The organism is Cupriavidus ulmosensis, from assembly GCF_977008105.1.
In genome coordinates, this window is record NZ_CDRMWP010000002.1 from 1,433,606 (window position 1) to 1,458,602 (window position 24,997).

At 73.5% G+C, this 24,997-nt stretch carries 21 protein-coding genes; 7 read left to right on the plus strand and 14 right to left on the minus strand.

Going from position 1 to position 24,997, the window contains the following annotated elements; translation table 11 throughout:
* Positions 1-5 precede the first annotated feature (5 nt).
* Positions 6-839, plus strand: a complete 834-nt coding sequence (locus tag ACWTPI_RS26055) for an IclR family transcriptional regulator (protein WP_454733154.1) — start codon at positions 6-8, stop codon at positions 837-839.
* Positions 840-852: 13 nt separating this feature from the next.
* Here the strand turns inward: ACWTPI_RS26055 and ACWTPI_RS26060 are convergent, their stop codons facing one another.
* The 5 genes from ACWTPI_RS26060 to ACWTPI_RS26080 all read right to left on the minus strand — a co-directional run bounded on the left by ACWTPI_RS26060 (position 853) and on the right by ACWTPI_RS26080 (position 6,412).
* Positions 853-1,986, minus strand: a complete 1,134-nt coding sequence (locus ACWTPI_RS26060; protein WP_454734020.1) for an enoyl-CoA hydratase/isomerase family protein — start codon at positions 1,984-1,986, stop codon at positions 853-855.
* Positions 1,987-1,996: 10 nt separating this feature from the next.
* The gene (locus ACWTPI_RS26065) at positions 1,997-2,767 is read right to left on the minus strand and encodes an enoyl-CoA hydratase (RefSeq protein ID WP_020204953.1); all 771 of its coding nucleotides are present in this window, start codon (positions 2,765-2,767) and stop codon (positions 1,997-1,999) included.
* Entirely contained in the window at positions 2,764-3,660 is an 897-nt protein-coding gene (gene mmsB, locus ACWTPI_RS26070; protein ID WP_454733155.1) for a 3-hydroxyisobutyrate dehydrogenase, read from the minus strand. Before mmsB ends, ACWTPI_RS26065 begins: the two co-directional genes overlap by 4 nt.
* A gap of 25 nt (positions 3,661-3,685) precedes the next feature.
* A complete protein-coding gene (locus tag ACWTPI_RS26075) occupies positions 3,686-5,212 on the minus strand; it encodes a CoA-acylating methylmalonate-semialdehyde dehydrogenase (protein ID WP_454733156.1) in 1,527 nt (508 codons plus the stop codon).
* A 66-nt stretch (positions 5,213-5,278) separates the two neighbouring features.
* On the minus strand, positions 5,279-6,412 hold the full coding sequence (locus ACWTPI_RS26080; RefSeq protein WP_020204950.1) for an acyl-CoA dehydrogenase family protein: 1,134 nt from the start codon (positions 6,410-6,412) through the stop codon (positions 5,279-5,281).
* 168 nt (positions 6,413-6,580) lie between these two features.
* Between ACWTPI_RS26080 and ACWTPI_RS26085 the strand changes: the two genes are divergently transcribed.
* From ACWTPI_RS26085 to ACWTPI_RS26105, 5 genes are all read left to right on the plus strand, one after another.
* Positions 6,581-7,672 carry an AraC family transcriptional regulator gene (locus ACWTPI_RS26085; RefSeq protein ID WP_454733157.1) on the plus strand — a complete coding sequence of 364 codons (1,092 nt, stop codon included), beginning with the start codon at positions 6,581-6,583 and terminating at the stop codon, positions 7,670-7,672.
* An 8-nt stretch (positions 7,673-7,680) separates the two neighbouring features.
* A complete protein-coding gene (locus ACWTPI_RS26090; RefSeq protein ID WP_052165978.1) occupies positions 7,681-8,166 on the plus strand; it encodes a hypothetical protein in 486 nt (161 codons plus the stop codon).
* A gap of 92 nt (positions 8,167-8,258) precedes the next feature.
* Complete coding sequence (locus tag ACWTPI_RS26095; protein ID WP_454733158.1) at positions 8,259-9,326, plus strand: efflux RND transporter periplasmic adaptor subunit; 1,068 nt, start codon at positions 8,259-8,261, stop codon at positions 9,324-9,326.
* Positions 9,326-12,469: an efflux RND transporter permease subunit gene (locus ACWTPI_RS26100; protein ID WP_454734021.1), complete on the plus strand. Its 3,144-nt coding sequence runs from the start codon at positions 9,326-9,328 to the stop codon at positions 12,467-12,469. Before ACWTPI_RS26095 ends, ACWTPI_RS26100 begins: the two co-directional genes overlap by 1 nt.
* On the plus strand, positions 12,466-13,740 hold the full coding sequence (locus ACWTPI_RS26105; RefSeq protein ID WP_454733159.1) for a TolC family protein: 1,275 nt from the start codon (positions 12,466-12,468) through the stop codon (positions 13,738-13,740). The genes ACWTPI_RS26100 and ACWTPI_RS26105 overlap by 4 nt, the downstream gene beginning before the upstream one ends.
* A 13-nt stretch (positions 13,741-13,753) precedes the next feature.
* Here the strand turns inward: ACWTPI_RS26105 and ACWTPI_RS26110 are convergent, their stop codons facing one another.
* From ACWTPI_RS26110 to ACWTPI_RS26140, 7 genes are all read right to left on the minus strand, one after another.
* Positions 13,754-14,983: a GGDEF domain-containing protein gene (locus tag ACWTPI_RS26110; protein ID WP_454733160.1), complete on the minus strand. Its 1,230-nt coding sequence runs from the start codon at positions 14,981-14,983 to the stop codon at positions 13,754-13,756.
* A 225-nt stretch (positions 14,984-15,208) separates the two neighbouring features.
* Complete coding sequence (locus ACWTPI_RS26115) at positions 15,209-16,654, minus strand: FAD/NAD(P)-binding protein (protein ID WP_454733161.1); 1,446 nt, start codon at positions 16,652-16,654, stop codon at positions 15,209-15,211.
* Between the two features lie 7 nt (positions 16,655-16,661).
* A complete protein-coding gene (locus ACWTPI_RS26120) occupies positions 16,662-17,933 on the minus strand; it encodes an acyl-CoA dehydrogenase family protein (protein WP_454733162.1) in 1,272 nt (423 codons plus the stop codon).
* A gap of 55 nt (positions 17,934-17,988) precedes the next feature.
* Positions 17,989-18,918 (minus strand): ABC transporter substrate-binding protein, encoded by a 930-nt coding sequence (locus ACWTPI_RS26125; RefSeq protein ID WP_454733163.1) that lies wholly within the window; start codon positions 18,916-18,918, stop codon positions 17,989-17,991.
* Positions 18,919-18,960: 42 nt separating this feature from the next.
* Entirely contained in the window at positions 18,961-19,767 is an 807-nt protein-coding gene (locus tag ACWTPI_RS26130) for an ABC transporter ATP-binding protein (protein WP_020204940.1), read from the minus strand.
* Positions 19,761-20,795, minus strand: coding sequence for an ABC transporter permease (locus ACWTPI_RS26135; protein WP_020204939.1), 1,035 nt, complete (start codon positions 20,793-20,795; stop codon positions 19,761-19,763). The genes ACWTPI_RS26130 and ACWTPI_RS26135 overlap by 7 nt, the downstream gene beginning before the upstream one ends.
* Positions 20,776-21,834 carry an ABC transporter substrate-binding protein gene (locus ACWTPI_RS26140; RefSeq protein WP_197090341.1) on the minus strand — a complete coding sequence of 353 codons (1,059 nt, stop codon included), beginning with the start codon at positions 21,832-21,834 and terminating at the stop codon, positions 20,776-20,778. The genes ACWTPI_RS26135 and ACWTPI_RS26140 overlap by 20 nt, the downstream gene beginning before the upstream one ends.
* Positions 21,835-22,098: 264 nt before the next feature.
* On the opposite strand from ACWTPI_RS26140, the gene ACWTPI_RS26145 reads away from it, so the two are divergent.
* Positions 22,099-23,097 (plus strand): GlxA family transcriptional regulator, encoded by a 999-nt coding sequence (locus ACWTPI_RS26145; protein WP_020204937.1) that lies wholly within the window; start codon positions 22,099-22,101, stop codon positions 23,095-23,097.
* A 12-nt stretch (positions 23,098-23,109) separates the two neighbouring features.
* Here ACWTPI_RS26145 and ACWTPI_RS26150 read toward each other — a convergent pair whose 3' ends face one another.
* Together ACWTPI_RS26150 and ACWTPI_RS26155 are read right to left on the minus strand one after the other, a co-directional pair.
* A complete protein-coding gene (locus tag ACWTPI_RS26150) occupies positions 23,110-23,877 on the minus strand; it encodes a COG4705 family protein (RefSeq protein ID WP_454733164.1) in 768 nt (255 codons plus the stop codon).
* A 31-nt stretch (positions 23,878-23,908) separates the two neighbouring features.
* Positions 23,909-24,961 (minus strand): bifunctional UDP-4-keto-pentose/UDP-xylose synthase, encoded by a 1,053-nt coding sequence (locus tag ACWTPI_RS26155; RefSeq protein WP_454733165.1) that lies wholly within the window; start codon positions 24,959-24,961, stop codon positions 23,909-23,911.
* Positions 24,962-24,997 lie beyond the last annotated feature (36 nt).

Genomic DNA, 24,997 nt, shown 5'->3' on the forward strand with positions numbered 1-24,997 from the left:
CTGCCATGACAGACCCAAACAGCCCGGACGAGTCGCCCGAGGCATCGCGCCTGTTCGTCACCTCGCTCGCCCGCGGCCTGAACGTGCTGACCGCCTTCTGGGAAGGCAAGCCGTCGATGAACCTGGCGGAGCTGGCCGACGCCACCGGCATGACCAAGAGCGCGATCCAGCGCTTCACGCATACGCTGCTGGCGGTCGGCTACCTCAAGAAGGACCCGCTCACCAAGGAATACGCGCTGGCGCCGCGCACGCTCGAAGTGGGGCTGCGCTACCTGCAGACCAGCGCGCTGCTGAACTCGGCCACGCCGTATCTCCACGCGCTGGTGCGCACCTGCGAGGAAACCACCACGCTGTCCGAGCGCGACGGCCTGCACATGACGTACATCTCGCGCTTTCCCACGCACAAGGAGATGTTCGTCAACATGCCGCTCGGCATGCGCATCCCCATGTACTGCACGGCCGGCGGGCGCGCCATCATGTCGCACCTGGATCCGAAGGAAGTGACCGAGATCCTCGAGCAGAGCGAGCGGGTGGCCTACACGCCCACCACGCTGACGCGCATCGCCGAGATCCGCAGCGCGGTCGCGCAGGCGCGCGAGGACGGCTTCGCCTCGACCAACGGCGAGTACTACACCGGCGACATCACGGTCAGCGCGGCTATCCTCGGGCCGAGCGGGCAGCCGCTCGGCGCGGTGAACGTGTCGGCGCCGTCGAGCCGCTGGTCGTTCGAGGACGCGTGCGCCGGGCTGGGGCCGCAGGTGGTCGCCGCCGCGCGCGCGATCGGCTCCAGCAGCGCGGTCCGGCAGTTGCGCCGCCGCGGCAAAGCCGGCGGCGCGTAGGCGGCGGGGCGCTTTACCCCAGCGCCGCCAGCGGATGGGCCGCGGGCGGCCACGGGCTGTCGAAGAAGGACTGCACCGTGGCCTCGCCGACCGCCTCCGGCGCCTGCGCGCGCCAGCGCGGCGCGTTGTCCTTGTCCACGATCAGCGCGCGCACGCCCTCGATGAAATCGCCCTGCGTGAACGCGCGCGAGACCACGCCGAGCTCCATGCGGAAGCAGCTTGCCAGGTCGAGCTCCCGGCCGCGCAGCAGCAGCGCGCGCGTGACCGCCGTCATCAGCGGCGAGCGCTTGCGCAGGATGCCGAGCGTGTCGGCGGCCCACTGCGCGTAGCGCGGATCGGTTTCCGCCGCCAGCGAGGCGAACAGGCCGGCCACGCCGGCGTCGGCATGGAAGTGCCTGCGCACGGCGGGCAGCACCGGCTGCAACGGCGCCTGCCCGGCCGTGGCTGCCGCGGCATCGGCGGGCGGCTGCAAGGCCGCGCGCAGGTCGGCCAGCGGGTCGCCGCTCCAGCGGATGGCGGCCAGGGTCTGGTCCAGGTCGTCCAGGCGCGCGGCCGGCACGGCGATATCGGCCAGCCCGCACAGCAGCGCGTCGGCCGCGCCCAGCGTCGCGCCGGTCAGCCCCACGTAGAGCGACAGCGCCAGCGGCAGCCGGCCGAGGAAGAAGCTCGCCCCCACGTCCGGCACCAGGCCGATGCCGGTCTCGGGCATGGCCACGCGCGCGCGCTCCGTGACCACGCGCAAGCGCGCGGCCTGCGCCAGGCCCATGCCGCCGCCCATCACGATGCCGTCCATCAGCGCCACCACCGGCTTGGGATAGCGGTGCAGGCGGTAGTCCAGCCGGTATTCGTCGACGAAGAACTGGCGGTGCAGCGGCGTGCCGGCGTGGAAACTGTCGTACAGCGCGCGGATGTCGCCGCCGGCGCAGAAGGCCTTGCCGCCGGCGCCGCGCAGCAGCACCGCGCGGATGTCCGGCTGCGTGGCCCAGGCCGCCAGCCGCGCGTCGAGCGCGCCGATCATGGGGTAGGACAGGGCGTTGAGCTGGCGCGGGCGGTCCAGCGTGGCCACGCCCACGCCGTTGATCTCTTCGAAGCGCACTTCGGCCGCCGCTTGCGCGGCGCTGCCGGCGTCGTCCGGGTTCAGGCGCATGGCGTGTTCCTCAGGCATTGCGCCATTGCGGCGCGCGTTTTTGCAGGAAGGCGTTGACGCCCTCGCGCTGGTCCTCGCCGTCGAACAGGTCGACGAAGCGCTCGCGCTCCAGCGCCAGCGCGGGGCCGCGCGGCACGCCCTGGCGCGCCAGGTGGACCAGCTGCTTGCTGTAGGCGGCCGCGCGCGGGCTGACGTTGCAGGCGCGCCCGGCCAGCCTGAGCGCCGCGTCGAGCGCCTGCCCGGCGGGCACCACTTCCTCGACCAGGCCGATGCGCAGCGCGGTGGCGGCATCGACGCGCTCGCCGGTGAGAATCATGCGCTTGGCCCAGCCTTCGCCGACCAGCCACGGCAGCGTCTGCGTGCCGCAGCCGCACGGCAGCAGGCCCACGCCGGCTTCGGGCAGCGCCATCTGCGCCTGCTCCTCGACGATGCGCACGTCGCACGCCAGCGCGCATTCCAGCCCGCCGCCCATCGCATAGCCGTTGATGGCGGCGATCACCAGCGCCCGCGCGTTCTGCAGCGCCCCGAAGGCGGCGCCGAAGCGCTGCGCCATCATCCGTGCATGGGCGCGGTCGCCCTCGGCGAAGCCGTTGAGGTCGGCGCCGGCGCTGAAGAACTTGCCGCCGTCGCCGGTGATGACGATGGCGCGCACGCGCGCGTCGGCATCGAGCGCGCCGACCAGCGCGCGCAGCTGTTCCAGCCCCTCGGCGGTGAAGGCGTTGGCGGGCGGGCGCTTGAGGGTGAGGCGGGCCACGTGCCCGTCGATGACGTGCTCGATCATGCCGCGCGCTCCGTGTCCAGGTAGCGGCGGATCACGCCGGAGAAGTCGAGCTGGCCGTCGCCGGCCTGGCTCATGGCCTGGTAGACCTGCTGCGCCAGCGCGCCGAGGAACAGCGGCTGGCGCACGCCGCGCGCCGCGTCGGCGGCCAGGCCGAGGTCCTTGAGCATCAGGTCCGCGCCGAAGCCGCCGGTATAACCGCGCGAGGCCGGCGCGGTCTCGATCACGCCCGGGTACGGGTTGCAGGTATCGGCCGCCCAGCAGCGCCCGGTGGAGGTGTTGACGATGCCCGCCAGCACGTTGGCGTCGATGCCCAGCCGCACGCCCAGCGCCATCGCCTCCGACACGCCGATCATCGAGATGCCGAGGATCAGGTTGTTGCAGATCTTGGCGACCTGCCCGGTGCCGGTGTCGCCGCAGCTCACCACGTTGCGGCCCATGCCGGCCAGCACCGGCCGGATGCGCTCGAACAGGTCGGGCGGCGCGCCCACCATGAAGGTCAGCGTGCCGGCCTGCGCGCCGCCGGTGCCGCCCGAGACCGGCGCGTCGGCCATCGGGTTGCCGCGCTTGCCGGCTTCCACCGCCAGCGCCCAGATGGTGGCCGGGTCGATGGTGCTCGAATCCACCAGCGGCACGCCCGGCCGCACGCCGGCCAGCACGCCGTCCTGGTCCAGGTAGGCCGCGCGCACGTGGGCCGCGGCGGGCAGCATGGTGATGACGAAGTCCGCCGTGGCGGCGGCCTCGCGCGCCGACTGCGCCACCGTTGCGCCGTCGGCCCGCAGCGAGGCGAGCGCGGTGGGGTTGAGGTCGAACACGGTCAGGCCGTGGCCCGCCTTGAGCAGGTTGCGGGCCATCGGCGCGCCCATGTTGCCGAGGCCGATGAAGGCGATATGCATGTGTGCTCCTTGGTGGTGGCGCCGTTCAGCGCAGGCTGATGGTGGTATTCACCCCGTCGTTTACCGTCGCGTCGTCGAACCAGCGCGCCGTGACGGTCTTGGTCTGGGTGTAGAACTGCACCACCTGCTTGCCGTAGGGGCCGAGGTCGCCGAGCTTGGAGCCGCGCGAGCCGGTGAAGCTGAAATAAGGCACCGGCACCGGAATCGGGATGTTGATGCCGACCTGGCCCACGTCGATCTCGCTCTGGAACTTGCGCGCCGCGGCGCCGCTCTGCGTGAACACGCCGGTGCCGTTGCCGAACGGGTTGCGGTTGACCAGCGCGATGGCTTCGTCGAGCGTGTCCACGCCGATCACCACCAGCACCGGGCCGAAGATTTCCTGCGTGTAGATCGACATCTCCGTGGTCACGTCGGCGAACACGGTCGGGCCGACGAAGTTGCCGTCGGGATAGCCCGGCACCTGCACGCCGCGCCCGTCCAGCCGCAGGGTGGCGCCTTCGCGCACGCCGGCGTCGATCAGGCCGGTCACGCGCTGCTTCGCCGCCACCGAGACCACCGGGCAGACGTCGGTGCCGGGCTCGTGGCCGGCGCCGACCTTGAGCGTGGCGGCCTTGGCCACCAGTTCGGGCAGCCAGTCGCGCGCCGCGCCGACCAGCACCGCCACCGAGGTCGCCATGCAGCGCTGCCCGGCCGCGCCGAAGGCGGCGCCGGCCAGCGCGTTGAGGGTGTGCTCGCGGTGCGCGTCGGGCAGCACCACGGCGTGGTTCTTGGCGCCCATCATCGACTGCACGCGCTTGCCGTGCGCGCCGGCCAGCTCGTACACATGGGTGCCGACCGCGGTGGAGCCGACGAACGAGACCGCCTTGACGTCCGGGTGCGTGCACAGGGCGTCGACCACCTCGCGCGCGCCGTGCACCAGGTTCAGCACGCCCGCCGGCACGCCGGCTTCCAGCGCCAGCTTGACCAGCTCCACGGTGGACAGCGGGTCCTGCTCGGACGGCTTGAGCACGAAGGTGTTGCCGCACACGATGGCCATCGGGAACATCCACAGCGGGATCATGGCCGGGAAGTTGAACGGCGTGATGCCGGCGCATACGCCGATGGGCTGCTGCAGCGTGTAGGTGTCGACCGTGGCGGCCACGTTCTCGGCGAAGCCGCCTTGCTGCAGCGTGCCGATCGAGCAGGCGTGCTCCACCACTTCGAGGCCGCGGAAGATGTCGCCCTCGGCGTCGGCCAGGGTCTTGCCCTGCTCGGCGGTGAGGATGGCGGCGATGCGCTTGCTGTGCTCGCGGATCAGCGCCTGGTAGCGCAGCATGATGCGCAGGCGCGCGCCCAGTGGCGTGTGGCGCCAGGTGGCGAAGGCGCGCTGCGCGGCGCCGACCGCGGCATCGACCTCGGCCGGCGTGGCCAGCGGCACGCGCGCCAGCACCGCCTGCGTGGCCGGGTTGACCACGGTGCGGAACTCGGTGGCGGCGGATTCCACCCACTCGCCGTTGATCAGCAGCTTGACGGCGGGCGCTGCGGCGGCCGTGTTTGCGGATTGGGCACTCATCTTGTCTCCGTCGGTTCTGGTTTCTGGTTTCTGAATGCGGGATGCGGGATGCGGGTACTGCGCGGCTCAAAGGCTGCGCGCGATCAGCATGCGCTGGATCTCGCTGGTGCCTTCGTAGATCTGGGTGATGCGCGCGTCGCGGTAGTGGCGCTCGACCGGGTAGTCTTCCAGGTAGCCGTAGCCGCCGTGGATCTGCAGCGCCTTGGAGCACACGCGCTCGGCCAGCTCGGACGCATAGAGCTTGGCCTGCGAGGCCTCGGACAGGCACGGCAGGCCGGCGGTGCGCATGCGCGCGGCGCGGTGCACCAGCAGGCGCGCGGCGTTGAGCTCGGTGGCCATGTCGGCCAGCATGTTGGCGATGGGCGGATGCTCGCGCAGCGCGCGGCCGAACTGCACGCGCTCGGCGGCGTAGCGGCAGGCCGCCTCGAAGGCCGAGCGCGCGATGCCGAGCGCCTGCGCGGCGATGCCGATGCGCCCGCCCTCCAGGTTGGACAGCGCGATGCGCAGGCCCTCGCCGGGCTCGCCGAGCAGGGCATCGCGCGGCACGCGGCAGTCTTCCAGCGTGATGGCGCAGGTGTCGGAGGCGCGGATGCCGAGCTTGCGCTCGGGCGCGTGCACGATGAAGCCGGGCGTGTCGGTGGGCACCACGAAGGCCGACAGCCCGCGCTTGCCCTGCGCCGGCTCGGTGACGGCGAACACGATGGCCACGCCGGCGCGCTGGCCGTTGGTGACGAACTGCTTGCTGCCGTCGAGCACCCAGCCGTCCTCGGTTTCGCGCGCGCGGGTGCGCAGGTTGTGCGCCTCGGAGCCGGCCTGCGGCTCGGTCAGGCAGAACGCGCCGATGATCTCGCCGGCGGCCAGCGCGGGCAGGTAGCGCGTCTTCTGCGCCTCGCTGCCGTAGTGCAGGATCGGCCCGCAGCCGACCGAGTTGTGCACGCTCATCAGCGTGGCGCAGGCCGCGCAGCCCGCGGCGATCTCCTCGATGGCCAGCGCGTAGGCCACGTAGTCGGTATAGGTGCCGCCCCATTCCTCCGGCACGATCATGCCGAGCAGGCCGAGCGCGCCCATCTCCGCCACCACCTCGGGCGGCAGGTGGCCGGCGCGGTCCCAGGCCGCCGCGCGCGGCGCGAGGCGCTCGCTGGCGAAGGCGCGCGCGGTGTCGCGGATCATGGCTTGCTGTTCGGTGAATTCGTGTTGCATGGGCGGATCGCGGTGAGGATGGCGTGGCGCCGGCGGCGGGGAGGGGCGTGCCGGCAAGGGGCGTTGGCAGCAGTGTAGGAAGACGCCCGGGGCGGCGGTATGCCAGAATCCGCCAGATTTGCTGAACTCGTTTGCCAGTCTCCTGGTCCGTCCACGCCCGTCATGCCAATGGAAAAACACAGCGTCGCCATCTGCTTCGTCCATCACGCCATCGGCGGGCTGCGCGCGCGCGGCATCGCGCCGGAGCCGGTGCTGCAGGCCGCCGGCATCGCGCCGGCGCTGCTGTCGGTGCCGCAGGCGCGCGTGTCGGCGGCCAGCTACAGCGTCCTGTGGATGGAGGTGGCGGCCGCGCTCGACGATGAATTCTTCGGCCAGGATTCGCGCCGCATGAAGCGCGGCAGCTTCGCCATGCTGTGCCACGCGGTGGCGGGCAGCAAGACGCTGGCGCAGGGGCTGGAGCGGGTGGCGCGCTATTTCGGGCTGCTGCTCGACGACATCGGCGTGCGCCTGGTGCGCGAGGGCGAGGCGGCCGGCGCCGCGCTGGCCGCGCCGCGGGACGGGCATGAGCGGGTGCAAGAACGCGGGCACGAGCGCGCGGCGCTGGTGCTGACGGCGCCCTCGGGCCGCGCGCCGGGCGTGTTCGCGCAGGAGACCATGCTTATCATGCTGCATGGCCTGATGAGCTGGCTGCTGCGCCGCCGCGTGCCGGTGCTGCTGGCCGCGTTCAGCTATGCCGAGCCGCCCTACGCGGCCGAGTACCGCCGCATGTACTCGCGCCACCTCGCGTTCGGCCAGCCCGCCACGGCACTGGTATTCGACGCGCGCTGGCTGGCGCAGCCGGTGCACCAGGACGAGCGCAGCCTCAAGGCCTTCCTGCGCGAGGCGCCGCACAACGTGGTGGTCAAGTACAGCGACCGCGCCAGCGTCATGGCGCGCGTGCGGCGCCAGCTGCGGGCCCAGCCGCCGGAGCGCTGGCCGACCTTCGAGCAGCTCGCGCAGGGGCTGCACATGTCGGCGTCGTCGCTGCGGCGGCGGCTGATGGAGGAGGGCGGCACCTACCAGCAGATCAAGGACGAGATGCGGCGCGACCTCGCCATCGAGGCGCTCAGCCATTCCAGCCGCTCGCTGGCGGAGATCGCGGCCGGGCTCGGCTTTGCCGAGCCGGGCGCGTTCCACCGCGCGTTCCGGCGCTGGACCGGGCTGCGCCCCGGTGCTTACCGCGCCACCAGCGCCGCCGGCCACGCCGGCGCGCGCGCGTAGCCGCGCGCATGCCGGCGGGCGAAGTCGGCTACAATCGCGCCATGCTTCGCGCAGAACGCCCATCCTTCTTCCGGGGAGCGCTGCTGCTGCTGCTTTTCGCACTGCAACTGCTCGCCCCGCTGCTGCATGGCCACGTCGGAACCCCCAAGCTCCACGGCCTGCACGTACACACAGCGCTGCAAGGTGAGGTTGGTTCTTATTCTCCCTCCGATTCTCATCCCGCCGCCGGGCCGTCCGGCGCGCATGCCGACGGCGCGCTGAGCGCGGTCGAGCCGCTCGAGGTCGACGTCCAGACCGCCATCGGGCCGGTTGCCTTTTCCCTCCACGTGCAGGCCGCCGACATGATCGTCGGCATGGTCTTCGCGTTCCTGCTGTGCGCCGCGCCGCCACGGCAGGCACCGCGGCGCATGCGGTGGCGCGAACGCGCGCCGCAGCGCTGGCGCGGCGGCGACAGCCGGCCGCCGCCCGCGCACGCCCCTCCCTTCGCCAACTGATTCCCCGCCGGCCACGCCGGCGGAGCATGTCCCCGCGCGCGCGGCCGAGCCCGGCCGCGCGCGGGGCGTCTTATCCTGCTTCGGAGTCAGGCATGTTTTCCCATCGTTTCCTTTGCGCCGGCGCGCTGATCGCCTCGGCGCTGCTTCCCGTCGGCATGGCGCGCGCGCAGGCGCTGGCCTTGTCGGCCTCCCAGGCGCAGTCGCTCGGCGTGCGCTTCGCCCCGGTCGCCGGCGCGGCCGAGATCGAGCTCGGCGCCAGCGGGCGCGTGGTGCTGCGGCCCGACGCGCAGTACGTGGTGGCCGCGCCCTACGCGGGCATGGTCTCGCGCGTGCTGGTCGCGATCGGCCAGCCGGTGCGCGCCGGCCAGCCGCTGGCGGCCTTCGCCAGCCCGCAACTGTTCGAGGCCGGGCGCGCGCTGGCCGAGGCGCGCTCGCAGGCCAGCCTGGCGCGGCAGGCGCTGGCGCGCGACCGCGGCCTGCACGACGACGGCATCATCGCGGGCAGCCGCTGGCAGGCCACGCAGGCGCGCGCCGGCGAGGCCGCCGCCACGGTGCGCGCGCGCGAGGCCGAGATGGCCGCCGCGGGCATCGTGTTCGCGGGCGGCGCGGGCGAGCCGCAGCTGGTGGCCGGCCGCGCCGGGCTGATCGCCGAGGTGAATGCCGTGCCGGGCCAGCGCGTGGACGGCGCGGCGCCGCTGTTCCGCATCGTCGATCCGGCCGCGCTGGAACTGGACCTGCTGGTCGGCCGCGACCTGCCGGCGCCCGCCGGCGGCGAGCGCGTGGAGGTGCGCGAGCGCGGCGCGGCCGGGCGCGTGGCCGGGGTGGTGCCGGTCGCCGACGGCACCGCCGCGGTGCGCGTGCGGGCCGTGCTCGACCGGCGCGGCAGCCTGCAGGCCGGCGAGAGCGTGAACGTGGTCGTGTACCTGCGCGGCGCGCCCGGCGGCGACGCCCGCGTGCGCGTGCCGGCCGGCGCGCTGACCTACTGGCGCGGCGCGCCCGGCGTGTTCGTGGCGACCGCGGCCGGCGTGCGCTACCAGCGCGTGGCGGTCGAGGCCGCCGACGACACCACGGCCACCGTGCGCGGCGCGCTGCCGGCCGGCGCCCGGGTGGCGGTCGCCGGCGTGGCCGCGCTCAAGGGCATGCTGGCGGGAGGCGAATGATGCTGGCCGGCCTGATCGAATTTTCCCTGCGCCAGCGGGTGCTGGTGCTGATTGCCGCGTGCGCGCTGGCCGCCGCCGGGGTATGGGCCTACCTGCAGTTGCCGATCGATGCGTTTCCCGACATCTCGCCGACCCAGGTCAAGGTCATCCTGAAGATCCCCGGCATGACGCCGGAGGAGGTCGAGCAGCGCGTCTCCACGCCGGTCGAGCAGGAACTGCTGGGCATTCCGCACAAGACCATCGTGCGCTCGGTGTCGAAGTACGGCATCAGCGACGTGACGGTCGACTTCGAGGAAGGCGTGGACAGCTACTGGGCGCGCCAGCAGGTCTCGGAGCGGCTCGCCGGCCTGGCGCGCGACCTGCCGCCCAGCGCCATCGGCGGGCTGGCGCCGATCACCACGCCGCTGGGCGAGATGTTCATGTTCACGGTGGAGGGCGACGCCTTCTCGCTGGCCGAGCGCCGCCGCGTGCTGGACTGGGTGATCCGCCCGGCCCTGCGCACGGTGCCCGGCGTGGCCGACGTCAACGCGCTCGGCGGCGAGGTGCGCAGCTACGAAGTGATTCCCGATCCGGCGCGCCTGCGCGCCCGCGCGGCCACGCTGGACCAGTTGCGCCAGGCGCTCGACGCCAACAACCGCAACGACGGCGCGGGCCGCGTGGAGCAGGGCGACGAGAACTGGGTGGTGCGCGTGGAGGGCGGCGCGCGCGGCGTGGCGGACCTGCGGCAGATCGTGGTGGCCGCGCCGGGCGGCGGCGACGCCGGCGGCGGCATGCCGCTCGTGACCGTGGGCGACGTGGCCACCGTGCAGCTCGGCGTGGCCACGCGCAACGGCGCGGTCAGCAAGGACGGCCGCGGCGAGGTGGTGGAAGGGCTGGTGCTGGCCCTGCGCGGCGCCGACGCGCGCCGGCTGGTCGCCGCCGTGCAGGCCCGGCTCGACGAGCTGGCGCCGCAATTGCCGAAGGGCATGTCGACCCGCGTGTTCTACAACCGCGGCGAGCTGGTCACGCGCGCGGCCGGCACCGTGGTGCGCGCGCTGGTCGAGGCCAGCCTGCTGGTGGTGGTGACGCTGTACCTGTTTCTCGGCGGCCTGCGCGCGGCGCTGGTGGTGGCGGTCACGCTGCCGCTGTCGATGCTGGCGACCTTCCTGCTGATGCGCTACGTCGGCCTGACCGCCAACCTGATGAGCCTGGGCGGCCTGGCGATCGCGCTGGGCATGCTGGTGGACGCGGCGGTGGTGGTGGTGGAGAACATCGAGTCGGCGCTGGCGCGCTCGCACGACCACAAGAGCGATCCCGCGCTGCGCGGCGCGGTGATCCGCCACGCCGTGGCCAGCGTGGCGGCGCCGGTGCTGGCCGGAGTGTCGATCATCGCCATCGTGTTCCTGCCGCTGCTGTCGCTGCAGGGGCTGGAGGGCAAGCTGTTCGGGCCGGTGGCGCTGACCATCGTGCTGGCGCTGGCGTCCTCGGTGGTGATCGCCTTCACGGTGGTGCCGGCGCTGGCCTCGCTGCTGCTGCGCCCGCACGCGGGCACGATGCCGTACCTGATGCGCAAGGTGGCGGCCGGCTTCGCGCGCCTGCAGGACGGCAGCGCGCGCCATCCGCGCGCGGTGTTCGCCGCGGCCGGCGTGGCGCTGGCGCTGGCCGTCGCGCTCTATGTGTCGGTGGGCAAGACCTTCATGCCGACGATGGACGAGGGCGACCTGATCGTGCAGCTGCAGAAGGCGCCGTCGGTCTCGCTGACCGCCGCGGTGGACCTGGACCTGCGCGTGCAGCGGGCGCTGCTGGCCGAGGTGCCGGAGATCCGCTCGATCGTCGCGCGCTCCGGCTCCGACGACCTGGGCCTCGACCCGATGGGGCTCAACGAGACCGACACCTTCCTCGTGCTGCGGCCCAAGAGCGAGTGGCGCGGCAGCAAGGACGACATCGCCGCAGCCATCCGCGCCGTGATGGCGCGCTTTCCGGGCGTGGTCTATGGCTTCACCCAGCCCATCGAGATGCGCGTCTCGGAGATGCTGACCGGCACGCGCGGCGACGTGGCGATCAAGGTCTTCGGCAACGAGCTCGGCGCGATCGACGCCGCCGCGCAGGCGATCGCCGCGCGCGTGCGCAAGATCCCCGGCGCCGCCGAGGTGATCGCGCCGGGCAACGAGGGCGTGCAGTACCTCACGCTGGCGCTGGACCGCGCCGCCGTGGGCCGCGCCGGGTTCTCGGGCGATGCGCTGCAGGCGCTGCTGCGCGCGCAGGTGGAGGGCGAGCGCGTCGGCATCGTGCCCGAGGGCACCATCCGCACGCCGCTGATCCTGCGCGGCGGCGAGAGCCTGCGGCAGACGCCCGAGCGCTTCACCGCCCTGCAGGTGACGGCGCCGGACGGCAAGCCCTGGCCGCTCACCTCGCTGGCGCGGGTGCGGCGGGTGGACGGGCCGGTGCGCATCAACCACGAGGACGGCGGCCGCTTCGCCGTGATCCAGGTCAGCGTGGAAGGGCGCGACCTGACCGGCTTCGTGCAGGAGGCGCGCGCCGCGGTGGCCGGCCTGCCCGCTCTGCAAGGCATGTCCAAAGGGCTGCGGGTGGTGTGGGGCGGGCAGTTCGAGAACCAGCAGCGCGCCGCCGCGCGGCTCGCGGTGGTGGTGCCGCTCGCGCTCGGCGCGATCTTCCTGCTGCTGATGCTGACCTTCCGCTCGGTGCGCCAGGCGGCGCTGGTCATCGTCAATATCCCGTTCGCGCTGGTGGGCGGCATCGCCGCGCTGCGGGCGGCGGGCGAGTACCTCTCGGTGCCGGCCTCGGTCGGCTTCATCGCGCTGCTCGGCATCGCCGTGCTCAACGGCGTGGTGCTGGTCTCGCATTTCAACACGCTGCTCGAAGCCGGGCATCCCGTGGACGAGACCGTGCGCACCGGCGTGCGCGACCGCCTGCGGCCGGTGCTGATGACCGCCTGCATCACCGCGCTGGGGATGATCCCGCTGCTGCTGGCCAGCGGCCCCGGCTCGGAGATCCAGCGCCCGCTGGCCATCGTGGTCTCGGGCGGGCTGGTCAGTTCCACGGCATTGACGCTGCTGTTGCTGCCGCTGCTGTTCAAGCGCTTTGGCGTGACGCGCCAGCGCCGCGGGCGGCATGACCCCATGACACAAGGAGAGGCGCAATGAACCGCGCAGGCAAGAGGGCCATGAGCGCGGCGCTGGCCGCCGCCGTGGCCGGCATGATCGGCGCCGCGAGGGCGCAGGCCGTGCCGCAGGCGGAGGCGGGCGTGCTGCCCGCCGAGGCGGCGGTGCGCGACACGGTGGGCCAGTCGCCCGAGGTGCGCATGGCCGAGGCCGGCCGCGATGCGGCGCAGGCGCGCGCCGCCGGCATCCGCGCTGGCACCGCCGAGGCCGTGGTGCGCGCCACCGGGCAGGGCCGGCAGGCGCGCGCGCCGTCCGAGCGGCATGCCGAGGGGCAACTGACGCTGGAGCGGCCGCTGCGGCTGTGGGGCAAGTCCGAGGCCGACGGCGCGCTGGCGGACGCCACCGTGCAGTCCGGCCAGCTCGCGCTCATGGATGCGCGCCACGAGGTCTCGCGGCAGATCCTGGCGCTGTGGTTCGGCGCGCTGCGCGCGCAGCAGGCCAGGCTGGCGGCCCAGGGCAACGACGACCTCGCCGCGGAGCTGGCCGCCGTGACCGCGCGGCGCGTGCAGGCCGGCGACGCCGCGCGCATGGACCACGAGCTCTCGCTGGCCGAGCGCGCCCGCACCGCCGCCATGCTGGCCAGCGCCCGCGCGGCGGAAGCGGTGGCGCAGGCGGCGCTGCGCGCGCGCTTTCCGGGGCTGGGCGTGCCCGGCGGCCTGCCGGCCGGCATCGGCCCGCAAGGCTTGCCGGATGAACCGGCCGAGGCGCTGCGCACGCACTACGTGGAGGACAGCCATGAGTTCCGGCTGGCCCTGTCCGAGGAAGCGCAGGCCCAGCGGCAGGCGTACCGCGCCGACCTGGAGCGCAAGCCTGATCCGACCGTGGGCGTGTTCGTCGCGGTCGAGCGCGGCGGCGCCGAGCGCATCGCCGGGGTGAGCGTGAGCATGCCGCTGGGCTCCGCGCACCGGCGCTCGGCGGCGCTGGCCGCGGCGGCGGACGCGCAGGCCGCGGCGCAGCGCCGGCTGGTGGCGGAGCGCCGCATCGGCGCCGAGTTCGACGCGCTGTACCAGGGCCTGGCCGGCAAGCGCGCCGCTGCCGTGGCGCTGGCGCAGGCGCTGGCGCTGCAGCGCAGCGCCGCCGAGCGCACCGGGCGCGCGTACAAGGCGGGCGAGTCGGGCCTGGGCGAGCTGCTGATGGTCCGGCGCACGCTGGCCGACACCACGCTGGCCGAGCGCACGGCGCTGGTCGACGCGCTCGAGGCCGACAGCCGGCTGCGGCTGGACCTGCACCGCATGTGGGATTTCGACGAGTAGCCGGCGGGCGGCGCTAGCCCGCCGCCGCGCGGCTGCGCCCGTCGCGCCCGTTGCGCCCGCCCGCGGCCATCTGCGCGCGGTGGCCGGCCGTGTACGGCAGCATGCGGTTGCGCCCGGACAGCTTGGCCATGTAGAGCGCGGTGTCGGCGCGCGCGGTCAGCTGCGCCAGCGTTTCGCCGGGCTGCCACGCCGCGTAGCCGCCGCTCACGGTATAGCGCACCACGCCGGCCTGCCCGCCGGCGTGGCCCACGCGGCTGGCCTCGGCCTGCGCGCGGATGCGCTCGGCGGCGTGGCCGGCCTCGTCCAGCGAACTGCCCGGCAGCAGCACCACAAACTCCTCGCCGCCGATGCGGCCGATGCGGTCGGTGGCGCGCAGCGATGCCGCCGCCAGCCGCGCGAAGCCGGCCAGCACGGCGTCGCCGGTGGCGTGGCCGAAGGTGTCGTTGACCAGCTTGAAGTGGTCGATGTCGACGATCAGCAGCACCGGCGGGCCGTCCCCGCGCGCGGCGCGCGCCAGCTCGCGCGCGGCTTCGTCCTCGAAGGCCTTGCGCGACAGCACGCCGGTCAGGAAGTCGGTGTTGGCGATGGCCTCCAGCCGGCGCACCATCGCGTCGTGGATCATCAGCACCGCGCCCATCGTGAGCGCCGGGCAGGCGATCGCGCCCAGCACCAGGAAGATCGCGTTGAGCCCCGGCGACACCAGCGTGGCAGGATCGTCCATCACCGACAGCGCGGACAGGATGCCGCGCAGCACGTGCGCCGCCGCCAGGAAGAAGGCGAAGCCGGCGGTGGCCAGGTGGTGGCTGGCGGCATGCGCGCGCGGGCGCCCGCGCACCAGCGCCACGCCGGTGGCGGCGCAGAACCACGCATGGAAGGCCGACACGATCACCACGCGTGTGTTGAAGTCGGGGAACACGTAGCGCCACATCACGATGCCGGCCACCACGGCCAGCGTGCAGGCCGCCAGCAGCCGCCACGGCGGCGCGCGCCCGCAAAAGCGCAGCGTGCCGGCGTAGAACAGCGCCAGCGCCCAGGCGAGGGCGCCGTTGGCCACCACGATCCCGAGCACGTCGGGAATGGTGCCGCGCAGCGTAAACAGCATCAGCGCGCCCATCGCGGTCAGGTTGCTGTACAGCCACAGCGTCACTCCCGGCTGGCCGCAGCGGCGCAGCGACCAGACGATGCCCAGCATCATGACGCTGAGCAGCGTCGTGACGGCCAGCAGGGCGATCGGGTCGGACATCGGCCGGGTTCCTCCGGGGTGGCGTGGGCGCGCCGGCCGCGGGCGCGGCGGGCAGGCGAAGCCACGGAGAATACCGCATGCCGGGCCCCCCATTTCACCCACGCAGGTGGGGTGTGGGACGGCCGGCGGCGCGTGGAGGCGGGATATTAGATGGGATGCGGCCCGGACGCGGGCGCCGGATAGGGGCGATGGCGGGCCGGCGCATGGCCCCGCCACCACCGCCGGCTAGGCGGCCTGGGCCTCGGGCCGGGCCGCCAGCCCGAGTTCCTGCGCCAGCCGCGCCGACACCGCCGCGGCCTGGTTGCGCACGTCGATGATGGTGCCGGACTCCCACAGCGCGCCGCGCAGCGGCGCGCCCAGGGCGCTCAGGCCGGGCACGGCGCGCCCGCCGCGGTCGAACACCGTGCCGCGCGCGTCGCCGTCGAGGCCGGAGCCGGCCGCGGCGGGGCGCACGATGCCGCGAGCGAGCAGGTTGCGCACCAGCGGCCGCGCGTTGCCGGCGTGCCAGCCGTATTCCGCGCCGGTGCAGTTGACCAGCGCGTCGACCGCGGGCACCGCCGGCAGCGCGCGCGACAGGCGCAGCGCCAGCCGGCCGCCGGCGTTTTCCACGCCCGTGTCTTCCACCCCCGTCACCCGCGCCGCATGGACCTGCAGCCGGCCCTGCGCGCGCACCGCGGCGAGCACGGCATGGGTGGGCGGCGCCGCGCGGTGCAGCAGGTTGTCCCAGAACGGGCGCGCGTGGCGCAGGAAGCGCTGGCGCTCCGGCACGCTGGCGGCGGCCCACAGCGGGCCGATGTGCTCGCGCAGCGCGGGCGGCACGCTCTGCCAGTCCAGCCCCTGCGCGCTCAGCGCGCGGCACTGGTCGCGCACGCGGCGCACCACGCCGCGCGCGGTGGGGCTGACCAGCGCCGGCCCGGCGGCGCCGAGGAAGTCGTCGCACGGGCCCACGCCGTGGCGCAGCCACGGCAGCAGCGCGCGCCGCGAGAACGCATGGTAGGTGCCGGTGAAGCCGAGCCGCTCCAGCGTGGCCACCACGTCGAGCATGGTCAGGCTGGTGCCGGCCAGCGCGACGGCGCGCGCGCCGGCCAGCGCGGCCAACGCCTCGGGCTGCCACGGATCGGGCACGTAGCGGCCCTCGGCTTCCAGTGCCGGGTCCTGCGCCAGCGCCGGGCGGGCCGACTGCACGCCGGTGGCCAGCACGATGTGGTCGGCCTCCCACGCGCGGCCGTCGGCGCCGCGCACGCGGTGCGGCACGCCGATGGTCAGGTCGGTGATCTCGGTGCGGATGTGTTCCAGCGTGGCGCGCCCGGCGGCGCCGGCCAGCGCGCGCGCCAGCGTGTCCTGCAGGTAGTCGCCGTAGACGCGGCGCGGCGCGAAGGTATTGCCGGCATCGGCGGCGAGGCCGTGGCGCGCCAGCCAGTGCGTGAAGTCGTCCAGCGCTTCCGGGAACAGGCTGAAGTTGAGCGCGGGGCCGTTCAGGTAGTGGGCCGGGTCGGGCGTGCTGTAGGCCAGCCCGCGGCCGACCTCGGCGCGCGGCTCGAAAAGCTGGATGGCCAGCGGCGCGCTGGTGTCGCGCAGCAGGCGGATGGCGGTCAGGGTGCCGGCCATGCCGCCGCCGACGATGGCGATGCGGCGCGGCCCGGGTTCGGTGGCGGGGCGGAATCGGGTCATGGTGGTCTCAGGCTGCGGCGGGCGCCTCGGCGGCGGCCCGCAGGGCCTGCGCGCCCGCGCCCGCCAGGATGGCGTCGTTCTGCGGGGTGTGGATGCGGCTGCACAGCACGTTGCGGTAGTGGCGCTCGAGCGGGTTGCCGCGCGACAGCGCCGGGTTGCCGGCCAGCTTGAGCGCCAGTTCCACCGCGGCGATGGCGTTGTCGGTGACGTTGAGCTTGAGCAGGTTGCTGTCGGTGACGCTGGCCGGCGTGCCCGCGTCGGCGTCGGCGCTGAAGCGGTCGAGCAGCACGCGGTTGGCCAGCAGCCAGGCGTCGATGCGGCCCACCGCTTCCTGGAAGCGCGGCAGCGTGGCCAGCGGCGCGCCCAGGCTGCCCGGCGCGCGCAGGTTGAGCCAGCCGGCGAACCAGTCGCGCGCGGCGCGTGCCACGGCGTCGTAGAGCGTGCCGAGCAGCGTCGAGGACCACGCGGCCCAGGCCGGGTCGACGCGGTCGGCCCAGGCGGCGGGCAGGCGCAGGTCCACGGCGTGGTCGGCCGGCAGCGGGGTGTTGTCGAAGATCACCTCGTGGCTGCTGGTGGCGCGCATGCCGAGATGGTCCCAGGTGGGCAGCACGGTGATGCCGGGCGCGTCGCGCGGCACCAGGAACACGCCAGTGCGCGGGCTGGGCTCGTCGGTGCGGCCCCACACCGCCAGCCAGCCCAGCGCGGGGATGCCGGTGGCGTAGATCTTGTGGCCGGACAGCGCCCAGCCGTCGCCGTGGCGGCGCGCCACCGTGCCCGGCAGGCCGCCGCGCGCGGGCGAGCCCAGCTCCGGCTCCACGCGCAGCGAGTTGATCAGCGCGCCTTGCGCCACGGCGCTGCGCTGCACGGCCTCGCGCACGGCCCGCGGCCATTGCGTGTCGTTGGCCAGGCTGCGGTGGGTGAGCGTCTGCATGACCAGCACCAGCGCGGTGGACGGATCGCCGATGGCCACGTGGTGGATCACGCGGCGCGCCTCGGCCAGCCCGGCGCCGGCGCCGCCCAGCGCGCGCGGCACGGTGAGCGCGAGCAGGCCGAGCGCGTGCAGTTCGGCGATGTTCTCGTGGGCGAAGCTGGCGTCGCGGTCGTGCGCGGCGGCGCGCGCGGCGAAGCGGGCGGACAGCGCGCGCAGGGTGTCGTCGGTGGGCAGGGGGCGCGGCGTGGCGGCGGCATCCGTCTCGGGGCCGGCGGCGGCGAAGCCGCTGGCGCGATGCCACTCGGAGATCCGCTGGCGGCTGCTGGCGCCGCTCGATGACAAACTCATTGTTGCTCCTGGATGGTGTGGTGCTGCATGTGTGTCGTGTGTGCGCCGGCGCGGTTCAGTGGCAGATCAGCCCGCTTTCGACCAGCATCATGTTGAAGGCCGCGTCGCCGGCGGCGGCGTCGCGCCAGCGCGCCAGCAGGCCGTCGCGCCGCCGGCCGGCCAGCCATTGTTCGAGCCAGCGCGCGGACTGCGCGTCGGCGCGGGGCAGCGCGAGCAGCGCCCCGGCGCCGTCCACCAGCAGCGGCGCGGCGACGAAGAAGCGCCATTCGGGCAGGCGCATGACGCGCGCGGCCAGCGCGGCGTCTTCCGCCACCGCCGCGCAATCGCCGCGGCGGAAGGCCAGCAGCGTCTGCAATGGCGACGGATAGCGCCGCAGCGTGGCGCCGGCGCGGGCCAGCGCGGCCTGGTAGGGGCTGTCCTGGCTGACGCAGGCGGTCTTGCCGGCCAGCGCGCCGAGCCGGTCCACCGGCGTGAAGCGCAGCGTCAGCAGCGTGCCGGGCGCGATGGCGGGCGCGCGGACCTGGGCCGCGCGCGGTTGTGTGTGCGGTTGTGTGCGCGGTTGCGTAAAACCGCCGTTGCCGAAGGCGAGGTCGAGGCCGGCCGGCGGCGCGCCGTTGCCGTCGGCGGGCAGGTGGCGCAGCCTGACCGGCACGCCCAGCGCGCGGCCGAGTCCGGCGGCGAGCGCGGCCTCGGCGGGATCGGGTTCGGGCACCAGCGGCCGGCCCGGCGGCGTGGCGCGCGGATAGGCGTGCACGCCGACCACCAGCTCGCCGCGGGCCTGCGCCTGTTGCAGCAGCGGGCCGGGCGCCGGCTGGCCGCGCCACGGCAGGCCGGCCAGCAGCCACCACAGCGGCACGAGAAAGAGGAGGGCAAAGCCGGCAAGCCGGAGCGCGGCGCTTGCCGGACGTGCCGCCGCGGCGCGCCCCGGCAGCACGTCCGCGCCCAGCCACCAGGCGCCGTGCAGGTGCCAGAGCTCATCCGGCATGGCGGCTCCGCGCGCTTGCCGGCAGCAGTCGCGTGGGCGCGCCTACCATCCTTCGCCCAGCCCGAGCAGGCCGAGGATCTCGCGGCGCAGGCGGATCAGTTCGGGGTCGTCGCGGTGGCGCGGGTAGGCGCGGTCGATCTTGAGTTCGGCGGTGATGCGCGCGGGGCGCTCGCTGAACACGATCACGCGCGTGGCCAGCAGCAGCGCTTCTTCCACGTCGTGCGTGACCAGCAGCGCGGTGAAGCCCGAACGCTGCCACAGCGAGACCAGCTCGCCCTGCATGCTCAGGCGCGTGAGCGAATCGAGCTTGCCGAGCGGCTCGTCCAGGATCAGCAGGCGCGGCTCGTTGACCAGCGCGCGCGCCAGCGCGGCGCGCTGCGCCATGCCGCCGGAGAGCTGGCGCGGGTAGGCGCGCGCGAAATCGCTCAGGCCCACGCGCGCGAGCGCGTCGTCCACGCGCTGGCGCTGGGTGGAGAGCAGGCCGCGCGCTTCCAGCCCGAGTGCGGCGTTGTCCCACACGGTGCGCCACGGGTACAGCGTGGGGTCCTGGAACACCACCACGCGGCTCGGGTCGGGGCCGGTGATCGGCACGCCGTCCACGGCCAGCGTGCCGCGCCGCGGCGGCTCCAGCCCGGCCACCAGCCGCAGCAGCGTGGACTTGCCGCAGCCGCTGGGGCCGAGCAGGGCCACGAACTCGCCCGGCTCGGCGGTCAGGCTGACGCGGTTGAGCACCGGCAGGACCTGGTCGCGCAGGCTGAAATGATGACTGACCTGATCGATGGTCAGGCGCACGCCATTGCTGGCGGCGGCCGGTTCGGTGACGATGGCGGGAGCGGCGGCGCTTACCATTTGACGACTCCTTTCTGCCACGCCAGCAGGCGGTCGCGCGAGCGGAACAGCAGCGTGATGAGGCCCGAGAACAGGATCGCCATGACCAGCAGCGCGCCGTACATGCTGGCGTAGGCGGCCCAGCCCTGCGCCCATTGCAGATACCAGCCCAGGCCCGACTTGACGCCCAGCATCTCGGCCACCACCAGCACCGAGAACGAGGCGCCCAGGCCCATGAACAGGCCCACGAACACGCTCGGCAGCGCGGCCGGCACGGCCACCTTGAGCACCAGGAAGCGCTCGCGGGCGCCGAGCGTGCGCGCCACGTCGTAGTAGGCCGGGTCCACCGCGGCCACGCCGGACCACGTCAGCACCGTGACCGGGAACCACGTGGCCAGCGCCACCAGGAAGGTGGCCGCGCTGGCGCTGCTGGGAAAGGCGAAGAACACGATCGGCAGCCAGGCCGTGGCCGGCAGCGGCCCGAGCAGACGCAGCACCGGGTGGACCCAGTAGCCGGCGCGGCTGGACCAGCCGATCGCCACGCCGGTGAGAAAGCCCGCCAGCGCGCCGAGCAGGTAGCCGGTGGCCAGCAGGCGCAGCGAGTGCGCCACGGCGTCGGCCAGCTTGGCGTAGTCGTCCAGGAACACTTCGAGCAGCGCCTGCGGCGGCGCGAAGAACGGCCTTGGCAGCAGGCCGAGCTTGGCGGTCACCACCTCCCACACGAAGGTCAGCAGCGCCAGCACCACCAGCCACGGCCCGGAGCGGCGCAGCGCGGCGCCGGCGCGGCCCAGGCGGTGCTGCACGAAGGCCAGCACCAGCAGCAGCCCGGCGAACGCGGCGAACAGTTGCGCGGTCTCCTGCGTGAGCGGCCAGTCCTCGGCCTCGGGCCAGAACCGGACGGTGGCGGCCACCGCCAGCCAGCCGGCCGCGGCCAGCGCGCCGCCCAGCCACACGCGCGGCACCGCCGGCGCGGGCAGGGCGAGGAAGTCGTCGTGGGCGTCGAACGCCTCCGGCGTGCCTTGCTGCCCGTCAGCTGAGTACGTTGGCATAGATGCGGTCCGCGAACTTGGTGGAATCGGTGCCGGGTCGGATCACCGACACCAGCTTGAGCTCGTCCGTGTATTGCGCCAGTTCCTTTTTCAGGTCGCCGCCGGTGGGGTGGTGGCCGTGGGTGTGGCTCTTGAGCATGGCCACCACGTCGGCCTGCGGCACCTTGGCGAACTCGGCGAAGTGGCGCGCGGTTTCCTCGGGGTGCGCCACGGTCCATTCCTGCGCCTGCAGCACCGAATGCGTGAGCGCGGCCGCGGTGGCCTTGTCCTCGCGGATCAGGCTGCCGCGAATGCCCAGCACGCAGCAGGCGCGGTTGGCGTATTCGTCGGACAGGTTGGTGGCCACCTCGATCAGGCTGCGCTCCTTGCGCAGCAGGTAGGTGCGCGGGTCGCCGTCGGCGGCGGCCTGGGCCTCGCCTTTCTCCAGCGCGATGCCGAGCAGGTCGGCCGGGTACTGGCGCCATTCCACGTCGCGCACCGGGTCGATGCCGCGCTTGGCCAACAGGATGGAGAAGAAATTCTTGGCCGGGCTGGCCATGTCGCTGACCGCCACGGTCTTGCCCTTGAGGCTCTTGAGGTCGGTCACGCCGGAGTTGCGCGTGGTCAGCAGGCGCATGCAGCCGCCGTGGGTGGCGGCGGTGAGCTTGACGTCGAAGCCCTGCTCGAGCGGCTTGAGCCAGCGCAGCGCCATGCCCACGCCGGCATCGGCCTTGCGCGTGGCGATGGCTTCGAGCAACTGGTCGGTGGAGCCGCCGAAGTTGATCAGCTCCACGTCGAGGCCGTGGTTGCGGAAGATGTCTTCCTTGATCGCCGCGGCCACCGGCGCGAAGCACACCGAGCTGGCGTTCCAGGCCAGCTTGATCGGCTTGAGCTGCCCCGCGGCGCGGGCGCGCGGCGCCCAGACGAAGGGCGCCACGCCGCCGGCCACGGCCAGCGTGCCGGCGGCTTTCAGCCAGCCGCGGCGGCTCAGGGTGCCGCCGCCCGGTGGTGTCGCGGCGGGACGGTTGATGGCGGACGGCTGCTCGGGCTGGTGATGCATGGCGCTCCTCGGTTGGGCTGCCCGCTGGCGTGGTCGCGCGGGCGGCGGAATGGGGACGGATGGCGGAAGTCGGGTGGCCAGATCGGTGGTCAAACCGGTGGCCGGACCGCGACGGCATGCACCATGCTAAGAAATGGTTCAGCGCAACAGAACGAATTTGTTGGCGCAAGCTTGCACGCGCAGCGCTTTAGGCGGTGGGCGCATAACCTTCGAAGGCGGGTGCGCGCCGGGTTAAGATCGGCGCTTTGATTGCGGACGAGGCCGATGCAAGCGCAGCCGAACACCGCCCCGCGGCGGGTGGACATCGTGGTGTACCCGGGATTCAAGGCGATGGAGGCGGTCGGCCCGATGACCGTGTTCGACTACGCCAACGTGCGGCTGGCCCAGCGCGGCCAGCCGCCGGCCTACGCCACGCGCGTGGTGGCGCTGGAGACCGGCCCGGTGCGCTCGGACACGCTGATGACGCTGGAGGCCACCGCCCGGCTCGACACCGTGCTGCTGCCGGACATCGCGCTGATCGTGGGCGCGCGCGACATCGAGCGCGCGATGGGCGAGGCGCACGGCATCGTGCCGTGGGCGCGCGCGGTGGCGCCGCGCATCGGCCGGCTGATCGCGCTGTGCTCGGGCACCTTCTTCCTGGCCGCGGCGGGCCTGCTCGACGGGCGCCGCGCCACCACGCACTGGAGCGTGGCGGCGCTGCTGCGCCAGCGCTTCCCGGCGGTGGAGGTCGATGCCGACGCCATCTTCATCCGCCAGGGCAACCTGTGGACCTCGGCCGGCGTGACGGCGGGCATCGACCTGGCGCTGGCGGTGGTGGAGGAAGACCTGGGCCGCGAGCTGGCGCTGGACCTGGCGCGCGAGCTGGTGGTCTATCTCAAGCGCCCGGGCGGGCAGTCGCAATACAGCCTGCACCTGGCCAGCCAGGCCACCAGCCACGCCGGCATCCGCGGGCTGCAGGACTGGATCCTGTCCGACCTCGCGCGCGACTTCACGCTGGCCGAGATGGCGGCGCGCGTGGCCATGAGCGAGCGCAATTTCCGGCGCGTGTTCGCGAAGGAGACGGGCGCGAGCCCGATGGCGTTCATCGAGTCGGCCCGCATCGAAGGCGCGCGCCGCCTGCTGGAGCAGGGCGACCTGCCGCTCAAGGCGATCGCCGCGCGCACCGGCTTCGGCTCGGACGAGGGGCTGCGGCGCGCGTTCCTGCGGCAGATGGGCATCACGCCGCGCGACTACCGCGAGCGCTTCGGGCCGGGCGGGCGCTAGGCCGGCCGGCGGCTAGTGCGGGCGCGTGGCGGCGCGCTGCGGGAACAGCAGCAGGCAGGCGGCCATGAAGGCCAGCAGCGCGGCCGAGGCGGAGAAGCGGCTCAGCGCGAGGCCGCCCGCGTGCAGCGGCTTGTCGAGAAAATCGCCCACCACGGCGCCGAGCGGGCGGGTCAGGATGAAGGCGGCCCAGAACAGCGCGGTGCGCGAGACCGAAGTCCGGTAGTACGCCGCCGCCAGCGCCGCCAGCAGCGCGCCGAACACCGCCATGCCGCCCAGGTAGCCCAGCCCGGCGCTGTCCGCGGTCCAGTCGCCCAGCGCCGTGCCCAGCGTCTGCGAGAACATGATGGTCACCCAGTAGTACATCTCGGCATGCGGCGATTGCACGGCATGCACGGAGACCGAGCCCAGCCGCCAGTGCCACAGCGCCAGCGAGGTGGCCAGCAGCAGCGCCAGCATGGTGGTGCCGCCGGCGTAGCCGACGCCGAGCGAGCGGTCGGCGAAATCCGCCAGCGTGGTGCCGACCGTGGTGGTGGCGATGATGGTGGTCCAGTACAGCAGTGGATGGAAGCGCCGCGCCGAGACCTGCGCCGAGACGGCCAGCAGGAACAGCCCGGCGAAGATCGCCGTGCTCAGCAGGTAGCCCAGGCCGAGCGACATCGACAGCGCGTCGCCGCCGGTCTCGCCCAGCGTGGTGGCGGCGATCTTGGTGATCCAGAAGGCCAGCGTGACGGCCGGCACCTTGCTGGCCGCCGCGTCCGGCGGCGTCGGGGATGCGTTCACGGTGTGCTCCTGCGTGCCATCGGCGCGGGCCTCAGTTGGCCGAGTCGACCAGGGTGCGGGCCTCGACGACCTTGCCGCGGTAGGCCTCGAAGATGGCGCGCAGCGCGTCTTCCATGCTGACGGCGGGTTTCCAGCCCAGTTCTTCGACGGTGTTGTCGATCTTGGGCACGCGGTTCTGCACGTCCTGGTAGCCCTTGCCGTAGAAGTCGCCCGAGGACGTCTCGACGATCTGGGTCTGGCGGGCGAGTTCGGCGTATTCCGGGTAGTCGGCGGCCATCTTGAGCATCATCTCGGCAAGTTCGCGCACCGAGTGGATGTTGGCGGGGTTGCCGATGTTGTAGATCTTGCCGGTGGCGACGCCTTGCGGGTTCTCGATGATGCGCATGAGGGCGCTGATGCCGTCGGTGATGTCGGCGAAGGCGCGCTTCTGGGCGCCGCCGTCGACCAGCTTGATCGGCTCGCCGCGCACGATGTGGCCGAGGAACTGGGTGACGACGCGGGAGGAGCCTTCCTTCGATTCGAAGATGGAGTCGAGGCCGGCGCCGATCCAGTTGAACGGGCGGAACAGGGTGTAGTTGAGGCCCTGCTCCATGCCGTAGGCGTGGATGACGCGGTCCATCAGCTGCTTGGAGCAGGCGTAGATCCAGCGGGGCTTGTTGATGGGGCCGCAGATCAGCTCGGAGGTCTCGGGGTCGAACTCGTCGTCGTGGCACATGCCGTAGACCTCGGAGGTCGAGGGGAAGACGAGGTGCTTGCCGTACTTGGCGGCGGCGCGGACGATGGGGAGGTTGGCCTCGAAGTCGAGCTCGAACACGCGCAGGGGCTGGCGCACGTAGGTGGCCGGGGTGGCGATGGCGACGAGGGGGAGGACGACATCGCACTTGCGGATGTTGTACTCGATCCACTCCTTGTTGATGGTGATGTCGCCCTCGAAGAAGTGCATGCGGGGGTGGTCGATCAGGTCGCCGAGGCGGTCGCTGGCCATGTCCATGCCGTAGACCTCCCACGGCGTGGTTTCGAGAATGCGGCGCGTCAGGTGGTGGCCGATGAAGCCGTTGACGCCGAGGATCAGGACTCGCTTCATGTGATGATTCGGATGCTGGGCGGCGCGAGCCGCGCG

Excerpts from the sequence above, each read along its gene's own strand:
- ACWTPI_RS26055 (WP_454733154.1), top strand. The coding sequence starts at position 6 with ATGACAGACCCAAACAGCCCGGACGAGTCGCCCGAGGCATCGCGCCTG.
- ACWTPI_RS26060 (WP_454734020.1), bottom strand. The coding sequence starts at position 1,986 with ATGCGCCTGAACCCGGACGACGCCGGCAGCGCCGCGCAAGCGGCGGCC.
- ACWTPI_RS26065 (WP_020204953.1), bottom strand. The coding sequence starts at position 2,767 with ATGATCGAGCACGTCATCGACGGGCACGTGGCCCGCCTCACCCTCAAG.
- mmsB (WP_454733155.1), bottom strand. The coding sequence starts at position 3,660 with ATGCATATCGCCTTCATCGGCCTCGGCAACATGGGCGCGCCGATGGCC.
- ACWTPI_RS26075 (WP_454733156.1), bottom strand. The coding sequence starts at position 5,212 with ATGAGTGCCCAATCCGCAAACACGGCCGCCGCAGCGCCCGCCGTCAAG.
- ACWTPI_RS26080 (WP_020204950.1), bottom strand. The coding sequence starts at position 6,412 with ATGCAACACGAATTCACCGAACAGCAAGCCATGATCCGCGACACCGCG.
- ACWTPI_RS26085 (WP_454733157.1), top strand. The coding sequence starts at position 6,581 with ATGGAAAAACACAGCGTCGCCATCTGCTTCGTCCATCACGCCATCGGC.
- ACWTPI_RS26090 (WP_052165978.1), top strand. The coding sequence starts at position 7,681 with ATGCCGGCGGGCGAAGTCGGCTACAATCGCGCCATGCTTCGCGCAGAA.
- ACWTPI_RS26095 (WP_454733158.1), top strand. The coding sequence starts at position 8,259 with ATGTTTTCCCATCGTTTCCTTTGCGCCGGCGCGCTGATCGCCTCGGCG.
- ACWTPI_RS26100 (WP_454734021.1), top strand. The coding sequence starts at position 9,326 with ATGCTGGCCGGCCTGATCGAATTTTCCCTGCGCCAGCGGGTGCTGGTG.
- ACWTPI_RS26105 (WP_454733159.1), top strand. The coding sequence starts at position 12,466 with ATGAACCGCGCAGGCAAGAGGGCCATGAGCGCGGCGCTGGCCGCCGCC.
- ACWTPI_RS26110 (WP_454733160.1), bottom strand. The coding sequence starts at position 14,983 with ATGTCCGACCCGATCGCCCTGCTGGCCGTCACGACGCTGCTCAGCGTC.
- ACWTPI_RS26115 (WP_454733161.1), bottom strand. The coding sequence starts at position 16,654 with ATGACCCGATTCCGCCCCGCCACCGAACCCGGGCCGCGCCGCATCGCC.
- ACWTPI_RS26120 (WP_454733162.1), bottom strand. The coding sequence starts at position 17,933 with ATGAGTTTGTCATCGAGCGGCGCCAGCAGCCGCCAGCGGATCTCCGAG.
- ACWTPI_RS26125 (WP_454733163.1), bottom strand. The coding sequence starts at position 18,918 with ATGCCGGATGAGCTCTGGCACCTGCACGGCGCCTGGTGGCTGGGCGCG.
- ACWTPI_RS26130 (WP_020204940.1), bottom strand. The coding sequence starts at position 19,767 with ATGGTAAGCGCCGCCGCTCCCGCCATCGTCACCGAACCGGCCGCCGCC.
- ACWTPI_RS26135 (WP_020204939.1), bottom strand. The coding sequence starts at position 20,795 with ATGCCAACGTACTCAGCTGACGGGCAGCAAGGCACGCCGGAGGCGTTC.
- ACWTPI_RS26140 (WP_197090341.1), bottom strand. The coding sequence starts at position 21,834 with ATGCATCACCAGCCCGAGCAGCCGTCCGCCATCAACCGTCCCGCCGCG.
- ACWTPI_RS26145 (WP_020204937.1), top strand. The coding sequence starts at position 22,099 with ATGCAAGCGCAGCCGAACACCGCCCCGCGGCGGGTGGACATCGTGGTG.
- ACWTPI_RS26155 (WP_454733165.1), bottom strand. The coding sequence starts at position 24,961 with ATGAAGCGAGTCCTGATCCTCGGCGTCAACGGCTTCATCGGCCACCAC.